The organism is Vibrio sp. T3Y01, from assembly GCF_013114525.1.
Classification (GTDB): domain Bacteria; phylum Pseudomonadota; class Gammaproteobacteria; order Enterobacterales; family Vibrionaceae; genus Vibrio; species Vibrio chagasii_B.
The window spans coordinates 25164-36692 of the sequence record NZ_VTXJ01000014.1 but is presented as its reverse complement, the minus strand read 5'-3'; the positions used below and the strand labels follow the sequence as shown (position 1 = coordinate 36692).

The following is an 11529-nucleotide window of genomic DNA, read 5'->3' as shown; positions in this document are numbered from 1 at the left end:
TGCCTAACGCCGCTTATTTGCATGATTGGCTTAGTCTTCGCCAAGTACGTCAAGTTTGCTCTTGATGAAATCTTTGTGGTCAACGTAGATCAGTTCAGCGGTTTTTCTGATCACTGAATCTTCAAGTGGATCAATCTCTCCATCGGCATGCGCCACTTCCCACATTGCCTTAATCAGGTCGATTCGCACTGGCTGTGATAGCTCACGCAGTTGGGAGGTGAAATCATACAAAGAAACAGATTGTTCAACTTGCGGCTCAGCTTGTTGTAACAAGGCTTTCGACTCTTCTTCCGTAATGCCCAACAGACGTTGCAGTAAGTTCAACTTCGCTTCTTGTTCTGATTCGTTGATCTCATGGTCTGCGCCTGCGACTTCGCATAACAAACTGGCGATAGCTAAGTTTGGTGAGGCAGTAGGCGTTTTGCCTAAATCAGAGCCTTCGACCAACTGTTTAAATAACGATGTAAGTGAATTAAACATAAGAGCGTTCCAGTAATGGTGAATAATATAACTATTGGGCCTACATAGTGTGATCGCAAGCCCCTTTACTTAAAACTGACATTACGTATAAGCCAGCAATAAGGAACATATTAGGTTGGCTCTGGAAAACGCGTTACTTTGCCATCGCCGCTTAGGGTGGTGATGGATTGTGGTTTGCCTTCGCTATCTAGCCTTAATTCACCAATCGCGCTGCGGTTCGAAAGGCGATAGAAGGCTTGGTTGTCTGGGCTTCGCTTTTCTATTTTTAAACGCTTACGTTTGGTGAAATAGTTAAGCACCGAGCGTGGGCTATACAACAGCCGGTCACATACGTCGCAGAATTTTAGCAATGGCGCAGGGAACTGGTTTTTAATACCGCTGCAGGTAATCTGGTAAATGTTCGGACTGTTGCGGCGATATCTAAGCTTAATGTCGTAAGCAAAGGAGTAGTGTACATCACCAGAAAGTACCACGAAGTTCGTTGGTGTTTTGGTATGAGTAAAGATACTAATCAGCGTGTTGGCACTACCAGGGTGCGCCATCCAGTTCTCAGCATCAATCACCAGTGGCTTACCTACTGTGGTAGCCATCTTTTGCAGCGTTTCAATAAACTTCACGCCAAACATCGGTGCGGCGGAGATAATCACCACTTTATCTTGATGAAGTAACTGATGTTGGAGTTCAACCAATGCTTCCCAGTCCATCAAGCCGGACGGTTTGTTCATCCGAGACTCGGAGCGCCAGCGGCGGGTACGAGTATCCAACACAATCACTTTCGGCGAAGTGTTGATGGTGTAGTGCCACTCTTCAAAGCGATCGAGCATTTCAAGATACTGTTTGTGTCTTGCAGGTTCGAGTTGCCCAATAGGCGCTTCAATAGCTTTTTCGCTCTGATTGGTATTCACCAACTCCGAGAACAGCTCTTTCGTTTGCTCCATAAAATCGTGGTTGAAGTTCTCCGGTGCATTACCCCAACCTTGGCACATCCAATAAGCCGCAAGGCCGTTACCAATGACTTGTGTCGCAAACTGGTTTTGATCCACCGCATGCTCCCAACCAACGGTGAGGTTCCAGTCGTCAGTGACATCATGATCATCGAAGATCATGTACGTTGGAATATGAGCAAATAGACGCTGTACTTGCGGCAGACCGGCGATGAAATCATCGATGATGACACTTTCATCACGCCATTGTTGCTGCTCAGCTGGTGTGAGCTGGCGGCCAGCCTGCATGAAATTATTCTCGATCAACCGTTCGCGGTTAATGCACTGCCACAAGGTCGGTGACCAAACCAGCAGATACATGGCAATAAATTCAGACAATGTTACCAAGTGATTTTCACAATCAGTGGAGCTGAAGATGGGTATTCCGCGTTTAGGGAACAACTTGTCGAGCAATGAGTGTGATGTGTTATGGTGTGGTAGTAAATGATCACGTTGATAGAGGTGATAGTCGCTGTTAAACAGAGCTTCACTGCTATCGATTTTTCCGTCTAATGAATCGGTCGGTAGTGCTTCGCTCACTAATCCAAGTAGCTGAATCACTTGATGAATCGCATCGAGTGTTGGACCGGCAACGTGATCTGCGTAGATCTGGTCGCCGCTCATCATCAGCATATCTGGACGCTCTAATACGGCTTGCTGCTCAACTTTATTATCGGCTGCGACTAGGCTGTCTTTGCTTGGATGATGAGGATTACGACAGGAACCATGCAAGATGTAGTCGGCGCTGGTTGATATTTTAAAGGCTATTCTTGGCGCACCAGTGGTGTCTTGTTGCTCTTGGTACACTAAATGCGGAGCCAACTTGGTTAACGCACCTTGATCAGTCTCTATCTGATATTCCAAAGGCGTGTTGGTTGGAAACTCACCTTTTAATTGAATCAAGCTTACCCAAGCATGTGTGCCGACCTGAATCGATTCATGTTCGCTCAGTGGTGAGGTATAGAAAGGGGCTTCTTGGCCTTGGTTATATAGCTCAGCATTACCATTGAGTGGTGTGCTCGTAACAACCCAAAGCACAACCTCAGTTGCGGTCGTCTTTCTTAAAATAGGGCCAGCGAGTAAGAAGGGAAGAGAAGATGTCATCGGGCGTTTCAAGTCGATTCCTAAATCTTTGGTGGTTAGTCGTTCAGCGCTTGGGCGTTGTATTCTGGAGCGGCCATTTCATGTTCATTGGGTTCAATGTCTGGCTCTGTTGATTCCAGGATTTCGATAACTTCTGAGCTAGAAAGTTCATGTCCCATCAGAAATATTGCTAACAGGGCGTCGGCTTTCGTTTTGGTATCAGAAGGCTCATCCAACACTTGCTCGAGTTTTTCTCGAATCATTGCGATCTCGTGCTCAACAAAGCCACGGCCTTCGCTGTCCCCTTGGTTTTCTTCAGGGGCGTTATCGAATTCAAGAAAGAGCATCTCACCGTCTAATTTTGTGTTGATCAGTCGCTCTGGCAACCATTCCTCACCCATAACGATATCTGGGTCGGAATCATTGGGTAAGTGGTCTATAATGTTTTGTAATTCTGAGACTTTCACAATACTTTCATTTAACCGAGAATATTCTTCATTGTAACGGTCTATTCCGATCAAACCTAAAATTTGTTGGCTACAATGGTCAATAAATGTCTAACCAGTACCACAAAACTTATTACAAAGAGTAATTAAACAAGAATGAAGCGCAAAATTTCACCGAAGCTCATCTCGTATGGGACGATTCTATTAAGTAACGCTTTCTTAGCGAATAGCGTGGCGTGGGCTGCTGAAGAGCAAGAGTGGGGCATTGCGGCAATGTTCCGTACTGCCAGTATCCCGTATGACACGTCTGGTGGTGATAAGACAGTAAGTTCGTTTGTTCCGATGTTGTTCTTTAAAAACGACTACGTGTTCATTGATGGCACGGAAATGGGCGCTTACCTATATCAAACTGAAGATGAAAAATGGTCTTTCAATGCCATATCTCGAATGCGCTTTATTGATATCCCAGCCTCTGAACAGAACGCAATTGAAGGTGATACCGCTGACTTTGGTGGACAACTGACATACCAGTTGGACGAACAGTGGGCGGTTGAAACGGAAATCATGAGTGATAGTGAATTCAACCTTCACAGCAATTTGCGTGCGAAAGCGAAGTACGAAACTGGCGATTGGGAGTTCTACCCAAGTGCAACACTGCGCTATAAGAGTGCGGATTTTAACAGTGAATACTACTCAGCTGCGGGTCAGTCGATCGGTGCAGGTGTAGATTTAAATCTTGGCGTTGAAGCGCGTTATCATGTTATCTCCAACCTTTATCTATTGGGTTCAACCAGTGTGACTCGATTGGATGATAACGCCTACGACTCTTCCATTATCGAAGATCGTTATCAGGGCGAACTTTACCTTGGTTTTGGTTTCTTTAATGACAAAGAGAAAGCGCCTAAGCCTAAGTTAAGCAACGCACCTTATTTACGTGTGGCGCATGGTTGGGCAACGCCGTCGAATATCGGCGACATCATGAAATTCAACACCGAGAAAGACGAGTACAATAACCAACTCACATCATTCTTTTATGGCCACCCTTTGACTGATGAGATCTTTGGTTTGCCGTTGGATATCTACTTAACGCCAGGTATCGCTCACCATTGGAGTTCAGAGGTTCAATCCAGTAGCACGGAATACATCATTGCAATTAAAGCGTACTACACCTTCAACTGGCCAACTCAGTGGCGATTCGGTGTCGCAGAGGGTATGTCTTACATAGATTCGATTACTTATATCGAAGGCTCTGAAATGGATCGTAAGGGCTACACGGCAAGCCACCTGTTAAACTACTTGGACTTCTCATTTGATGTGAACGTCGGTGACCTTATCGGTAAGAATGACCTCAACAATTTATGGTTTGGTTACTCACTGCATCACCGCTCGGCGATCTTTGAAAATGCGTCCCAGTTTGGACGTATCAAAGGCGGCAGTAACTACAACACGGTTTACTTCCAATACGAGTTCTAAAGTATTACATCTACTAAAAATGCCGCTCCAAATAGAGCGGCATTTTTTATCATTAAAGAAAAGAGCTAATCACTATTGGTCACTGATAATTAACTATTCGAAAGCCACTTCAACTGAAACCTAATATATGAGTTTATTCTGATTATCTAATATTTTCTGTCTCCTTTTCGGATTTTACTACTATTTTATTATTTAACCTTCTTTCATTGTTTGTTAACTTTTTTATATTATTTACAATGACTTATATTATATCGGCATCCTGGGTATTTATGGTGTTCTAACTGTGTTTGTTATCTGTTAATCGATTGTTAATCGCCGTGCTGGTCACGTTAATTATTTAATTGCGTCTATATGATGAGCTCGAATTTATATAACAACAACGTCAGCTAGGAAGAATAATGAAAGCATATGTATTTGATGGAAAAGACAGCGCGAAATTGGAAGAACGTCCAATCCCTACAATTGAGAAGCAAAGCGATGTCATCGTAAGAATCGAGAAAACCACAATTTGTGGTACGGATTTACATATATTAAGAAATAACGTTGCGACATTTAAGCCAGGCACAATCATGGGCCATGAAGGGGTTGGTATCGTCGAAGAATGCGGTGAGTTGGTGAGTAAGTTTAAGCCAGGCGATCGCGTGATCGTGTCATGTATTACTTCATGTGGTAGCTGCAAAATGTGTCAAGTGTCTAAATTTGGTCAATGTTTAGATGGTGGCTGGCTACTTGGTAATGAAATTGATGGCTGCCAAGCGGAATACGTTCGAGTTCCTTATGGCGATACAAGCCTGCATCTTGTCCCTGACGACATCGATACAGACTCTCTGGTTTTATTGAGCGATATTTTCCCAACGGGTTACGAAGTGGGTGTATTAGATGGTCAGGTTCAGCCAGGTTGCTCTGTTGCCGTTATTGGTTGTGGCCCCGTTGGCCTTGCAGCTCTGATGACCTCTAAGTTCTTCACTCCAAGTGAAATCTATGCAATCGATACTAACCCTCATCGACTGCAAGTGGCTAAAGAGCTAGGTGCAACCCATGCGATCGATAACTCAGATGGCAGCGCCGTACAGCAAATTCTTGACATGACAGATGATGTGGGTGTCGACGTGGTGATTGAGGCTATTGGCATTCCTGCTGGTTGGGATATGTCTCAGAAGTTGGTGTGCCCAGGAGGCAACATTGCAGTGCTTGGTGTTCATGGTAAATCTGCAACGATTAACCTAGAAGACATGTGGAAACGAAACTTCACTATGACAGCTGGCATGGTTCATACCAATACAACGCCAATGTTAATCAAGCAAATTAGAGCGGGTTATCTGGAACCTCAAAAACTGATTAGTCACCAGTTCAATTTAACAGAGTCAGAAGAAGCTTATTCAACATTTATCCATGCTTCAGACCACAAGTCGTTGAAAGTCATCATTTCTAACGATTGTTCATAAACAGCGAATTGTTGAGGTTAGCTTGATTAGTAAACCATTTAAAATACTAGTGATAGGTTTAATCGTGAACCTATCGATCGGTATCCTATATGTATGGGGCGTTTTCAGTGAACCTTTGGCTGAGGCGCTAGGTGTTGATCCTAAGGACGTAGATGGGCCTTACCAGACTTCCGTGTTCGCATTTTCGGTAAGTCTGTTTTTGGCTGGGGTATGGCAAGACAAAATAGGGCCAAGGAAGGTCACAATACTTGGTGTGTTTCTTGTCGGGGCGGGGCTTTTAGCGTCTGGTTATGCCTCAACATTAGCGGAATTGCAGGTTACTTTCGGGTGTATGGTCGGTGCGGGGATGGGCTTTGCCTATGCCTGTATTGGCCCATGTACCATGAAGTGGTGGCCAGAGAACAGAAAGGGGTTGGTTAGTGGCTTAACCGCTGGTGGGTTTGCGATGGCGGCACTGTATTTGGCTCCGTTATCGACCGTTCTGATCGAACACTATGGCATTTTAGATACGTTCAAGATCCTTGGTGTCGGCTTGCTCTTTATGATCCCGATGGCTTCTCTTCTGGTCAATCCACCCAAAGGGTATGTTTCAGAAATTCCCGGAGGAAAGGCTGCGGAATATGGATCAGACGTAAACATCCAGTGGCTAGATATGCTGAAAACCCCTCAATTTTACCAGATCTGGTTAATGTTCATGGTGTCATCAGCAGCAGGTATCATGCTTATCGGCTCTATTGGCAACGTTAGTAAATCGATAGGATTAACCGCTGAAGAAATTGCGTTAGGTATCATTTTATTAGCCATTTTTAATACCGCAGGGCGAGTTATTGGCGGCGTTGTATTCGACAGGATAGGGCGTGTTCATACACTGGGCTTAATATTTATGTTGCAAGCGGTCAATATGGTCTTTTTTACAACCATTGAAACGACCATTCCTCTCATGATCGGTATCTCCGCAGGCGCCATGTCTTATGGTGCGTTATTTGGTGTTTTCCCTCCAGTAACAGCGGTGGATTATGGTCTGAAGACGTATGGAACCAACTTTGGAATACTCTATTCAGCATGGGGTGTGTCAGGGTTCTTCGGAGGAATACTCGCTTCCGTAGCGGGGACGGCTGAAAATACCTATTTGGCTTACGCTGCTCTGCTGGTTTCGATCACCGTAATGAATTACCTAATGAAGCCGGTCGATAAGTCCGTGCTATTAAAAGACGAAGTTAATCTGGAATATTAAACGCGAGAACTGTGAGGCTCTTATTAAATTCAGAGTCTCTACCGATAACGTGTTTCCACCTATTGTTGGCTTGGGCAATCTAAGCCAACATTTTTTAATCGAATCATCGATTGCCTACCAATAATCAGCTTCAGTTTTAGTATAACAATTGAACACGTTAGTTTGCATTATCCCTTGTTTCAGCAGGCGCTTAGGCAGCTAATATTCCTTGCTTTGTGTTAACTCGTTCCTTTCCTTTATGCTACAATCGCGCGAGTTTATATAAGAGAAAGAATAGGACACGCTGTGACTTCGTCTCCGGAAAAAGCAGATAAAAATAACCATGTAGCGAATACCAACGCGACATCGGACTCTGCTGCTGATCAAGCTAATCAAAAAAAGCAAAACAACAAACAACAAGCACCTAAAGCTAGCGCATCTCAAAATAGCCCAGCCTCTCTTCGTAAGGCCTTAAATGAGTGCATGATGCGCGACCGCTTCCGTCTAAGTAAGCGTATTTCTGGTGCAAGCCGTATTAAGAACGAAAAATCCAAGCATGCTGTTTTCGATGAAATCGCATTAGACATTGCCCAATCGATGATGACGGCAACCCAGCGTGCTGCGCAAAAACCAACCATTGAATACCCAGAAATTCTCCCTGTTAGCCAAAAGCGCGATGATATTGCGAAAGCCATTGAAGAAAACCAAGTGGTTATCGTGGCGGGTGAAACGGGCTCGGGTAAAACCACTCAGCTTCCTAAGATCTGTTCTGAGCTTGGCCGTGGTCGCTTTGGCCTAATTGGTCATACTCAGCCGCGTCGTCTGGCTGCGCGTTCGGTTGCGAACCGTATTGCCGAAGAGATGGAAACCCAGTTGGGTGAATTTGTTGGTTATAAGGTTCGATTCAACGACCAGATTTCTGACAACACACAAATCAAACTGATGACCGACGGTATTCTACTGGCGGAGATTCAACACGACCGTTTCTTAAACCAGTACGACACCATCATTATCGATGAAGCGCACGAACGCAGCCTGAACATCGATTTCATCATGGGTTACCTGAAAGAGTTGCTACCAAAGCGTCCTGATCTAAAAGTGATCATCACGTCGGCAACCATCGACCCTGAGCGTTTCTCTAAGCACTTCGACAATGCACCAATCATTGAAGTGTCGGGCCGTACTTACCCTGTAGATACGCGCTACCGTCCATTAGGTGGTGACGACAGCGATTCTGATCGTGACCAAATGGAAGGTATCTTCGAAGCGGTTGATGAGCTATGTGATGAAGGCTTAGGCGACATCCTGATCTTCATGAATGGTGAGCGTGAAATTCGTGATACTGCGGACGCACTAAGCAAGCGTAATCTGCGTGATACCGAGATTGTACCGTTGTACGCGCGCCTTTCGGCAGGTGAGCAGAACCGTATCTTCCAATCTCATACTGGTCGACGTATCGTGCTGGCAACCAACGTGGCAGAAACTTCGCTAACCGTTCCGGGCATCAAGTACGTAATCGACCCAGGTACAGCGCGCATTAGCCGCTATAGCTACCGCACCAAAGTACAACGTCTACCGATTGAGCCGATTTCTCAAGCGAGTGCGAACCAGCGTAAAGGTCGTTGTGGTCGTGTTGCTGAAGGTATCTGTATTCGCTTGTACTCTGAAGAAGATTTCGAGTCACGCCCAGAGTTTACCGATCCTGAGATCCTGCGTACCAACCTAGCGTCTGTAATCCTTCAGATGACAGCACTAGGCTTGGGCGATATTCAAGCTTTCCCATTCGTTGAAGCGCCAGATAAGCGCAACATTCAAGATGGTGTAAGACTGCTCGAAGAGCTAGGTGCGATTGCTTCGGGCAAACCGAGCAATAAGAACAAGAACCAAGGCGACGATACTAAGAAGCTAACGGCAATTGGTCGTAAGCTGTCTAAGCTACCGATCGACCCGCGTTTAGCGCGCATGGTTATCGAAGCGCCAAACAACCGCTGTCTACACGAAGTGATGGTTATTGCGTCTGCACTTTCAATCCAGGACCCGCGTGAGCGTCCATCAGACAAACAGCAATCGTCTGACGACAAGCACAAGCGTTTCTTCGACAAAGACTCAGACTTCATCACCTTTGTGAACCTATGGGACTACATCAAGAAGCAGCAAAAAGCGTTGTCGAGTAACCAGTTCCGTAAACAGTGTAAGCAAGATTACCTGAACTACCTGCGCATTCGTGAGTGGCAAGATGTGTACTTCCAAATTCACCAAGCAATGCGTGAATTGGACACCAAGCTCAACGATGAGCCGGGCAGTTACGATGGTATTCACCAGTCGCTACTTTCAGGATTGCTTTCTCATATTGGTATGAAAGACCAAGAGAAGAATGAATACCAAGGTGCGCGTAATGCACGCTTCCATATCTTCCCTGCGTCTGGCCTATTTAAGAAGCAGCCTAAATGGATTATGTCTGCTGAGCTGGTGGAGACCTCAAAACTTTGGGGTCGTGTGATTGCTAAAATTCAGCCTGAGTGGATTGAACCGTTAGCGAAGCACCTAATCAAGCGCAGCTACAGCGAACCACACTGGTCGAAGAAACAAGCGGCGGTAATGGCACACGAAAAAGTGATGCTTTACGGAATCCCGATTGTTCCTAAACGCCTAGTGAACTATGGCGCGATTGACCCAACCATCAGTCGTGAGTTGTTTGTACGCAGCGCACTGGTTGAAGGTGAGTGGGAAACCAAACACGCGTTCTTCAAACAGAACCGCAAACTTCTACAAGAAGTGGAAGAGCTAGAGCACAAATCACGTCGTCGTGACATCTTGATCGATGATGACGAGCTGTTTGAATTCTACGACCAGCGCGTAGGCGAAGAGGTGGTTTCAGGCCGTCACTTTGATACTTGGTGGAAGAAAACCAGCAAAGAGACTCCAGAGCTACTTAACTTCGAGAAATCGATGCTGTTCCGCGGTGATGCAAGCCACGTTACCGATTTAGATTACCCGAACTTCTGGCACCAAAATGGCCTGAAGTTAAAACTGAGCTATCAGTTTGAGCCGGGCGATGACAACGATGGTGTAACGGTGCACATTCCGCTGCCTATCTTGAACCAAATCGACCAGAACGGTTTTGATTGGCAGATCCCAGGCCTACGTCAAGAATTGGTGGTTAGCTTAATCAAGTCACTACCAAAGACGTTACGACGTAACTTTGTACCTGCGCCAAACTACGCGGATGCGTTCTTGGCTCGTGTGACACCACTTGAAGCGCCGTTACTGGACTCTCTTGAAAAAGAGCTACGCCGCATGACGGGTGTTGAAGTGGTACGAGATGACTGGAAGTTAGACCAGATTCCAGAGCACTTAAAGGTAACATTCCGTGCGGTGGATCATCGCAAACGTAAGTTGAAAGAACACAAAGACTTACATGAACTGAAAGAGAGCCTGAAAGACAAAGTTCAAGAAACGCTTTCTAAAGTTGCGGATGACGATATCGAGCAGCAAAACCTGCATACGTGGAGCTTTGGTGAGTTACCAAAAGTCTACCAACAGAAACGTGGTGGCTACGATGTAAAAGCCTTCCCAGCGTTGGTGGATACCAAAGACAGCGTAGAGATCAAACTGTTCGAGACGGAACAAGAGCAGATCTCAGCAATGAAATCGGGTCAGCGTCGTTTGATCTTGTTGAACGTGCCGTCGCCAATCAAATACTTGCACTCGAACTTACCGAATAAATCGAAACTTGGCTTGTACTTCAACCCATACGGCAAGGTTCTCGATCTTATCGATGACTGTATCGCTTGTGGTATTGATAAGCTGATCGAAGAGAAGGGCGGTTTGGTTTGGGAACCAGAGCAGTTTGAAGCACTGAAAGAACACGTACGTGCAGAGTTGGGTGATACCGTGGTTGAGATTGCTCAACAGGTAGAAACCATCCTTACTACGGCATTCAGCATCAGCAAGAAGCTGAAAGGGCGTGTGGATCTTTCTATGGCATTTGCACTTTCTGACATAAAAGCTCAGGTAGAAGGTTTGATTTTTAAGGGTTTTGCCACAGAATGTGGATGGAAACGCTTGCCAGATATCCTACGCTATATGAAGGCAATCGAACGCCGCATGGAGAAGCTGCCAATTGACCCTAACAAAGATCGTTTGCATATGATCAAAGTTGAGTCAGTAATGAATGATTACAAAGAGCTGCTGAATAAAATTCCAAAAGGGATCGCGGTTCCAGAAAACGTAAAAGAGGTGCGTTGGATGATTGAAGAGCTTCGTGTAAGCTTCTTCGCACAGCAACTCGGTACGCCTTATCCAGTGTCAGATAAGCGTGTTAAAAACGCAATCGATGCTTGCTAAAGGAATAATGCTAGACGCAATGGCAAGGTTTGGGTATAAATCTTGCTTATTGCATTACT

General features: G+C 45.4%; 6 protein-coding genes and 1 pseudogene. 4 read left to right on the top strand and 3 right to left on the bottom strand.

Features of this window, described 5'->3' with window-relative positions; translation table 11 throughout:
• Positions 1-30: 30 nt before the first annotated feature.
• The 3 genes and pseudogenes from F0232_RS15680 to F0232_RS15670 form a co-directional block, all read right to left on the bottom strand.
• Positions 31-480: a TerB family tellurite resistance protein gene (locus F0232_RS15680; RefSeq protein WP_105059350.1), complete on the bottom strand. Its 450-nt coding sequence runs from the start codon at positions 478-480 to the stop codon at positions 31-33.
• Between the two features lie 110 nt (positions 481-590).
• Positions 591-2579: an alkaline phosphatase D family protein gene (locus F0232_RS15675; RefSeq protein WP_105059351.1), complete on the bottom strand. Its 1989-nt coding sequence runs from the start codon at positions 2577-2579 to the stop codon at positions 591-593.
• A gap of 92 nt (positions 2580-2671) precedes the next feature.
• Positions 2672-3067: pseudogene (locus tag F0232_RS15670) on the bottom strand (hypothetical protein); the annotation flags it as partial.
• Positions 3068-3148: 81 nt separating this feature from the next.
• Here F0232_RS15670 and F0232_RS15665 point away from each other — a divergent pair.
• The 4 genes from F0232_RS15665 to hrpA all read left to right on the top strand — a co-directional run bounded on the left by F0232_RS15665 (position 3149) and on the right by hrpA (position 11470).
• Positions 3149-4465, top strand: a complete 1317-nt coding sequence (locus F0232_RS15665) for a MipA/OmpV family protein (protein WP_008222110.1) — start codon at positions 3149-3151, stop codon at positions 4463-4465.
• Positions 4466-4863: 398 nt separating this feature from the next.
• Positions 4864-5910 (top strand): alcohol dehydrogenase catalytic domain-containing protein, encoded by a 1047-nt coding sequence (locus F0232_RS15660; RefSeq protein WP_008222112.1) that lies wholly within the window; start codon positions 4864-4866, stop codon positions 5908-5910.
• A 22-nt stretch (positions 5911-5932) separates the two neighbouring features.
• On the top strand, positions 5933-7144 hold the full coding sequence (locus F0232_RS15655; RefSeq protein WP_008222114.1) for an OFA family MFS transporter: 1212 nt from the start codon (positions 5933-5935) through the stop codon (positions 7142-7144).
• A gap of 285 nt (positions 7145-7429) precedes the next feature.
• Complete coding sequence (gene hrpA, locus F0232_RS15650; RefSeq protein WP_105059352.1) at positions 7430-11470, top strand: ATP-dependent RNA helicase HrpA; 4041 nt, start codon at positions 7430-7432, stop codon at positions 11468-11470.
• The last annotated feature ends 59 nt before the right edge of the window (positions 11471-11529 follow it).

Bases quoted from the DNA above. Each gene is read 5' to 3' on its own strand.
- F0232_RS15680 (WP_105059350.1), bottom strand. From the start codon at position 480: ATGTTTAATTCACTTACATCGTTATTTAAACAGTTGGTCGAAGGCTCT.
- F0232_RS15665 (WP_008222110.1), top strand. From the start codon at position 3,149: ATGAAGCGCAAAATTTCACCGAAGCTCATCTCGTATGGGACGATTCTA.
- F0232_RS15660 (WP_008222112.1), top strand. From the start codon at position 4,864: ATGAAAGCATATGTATTTGATGGAAAAGACAGCGCGAAATTGGAAGAA.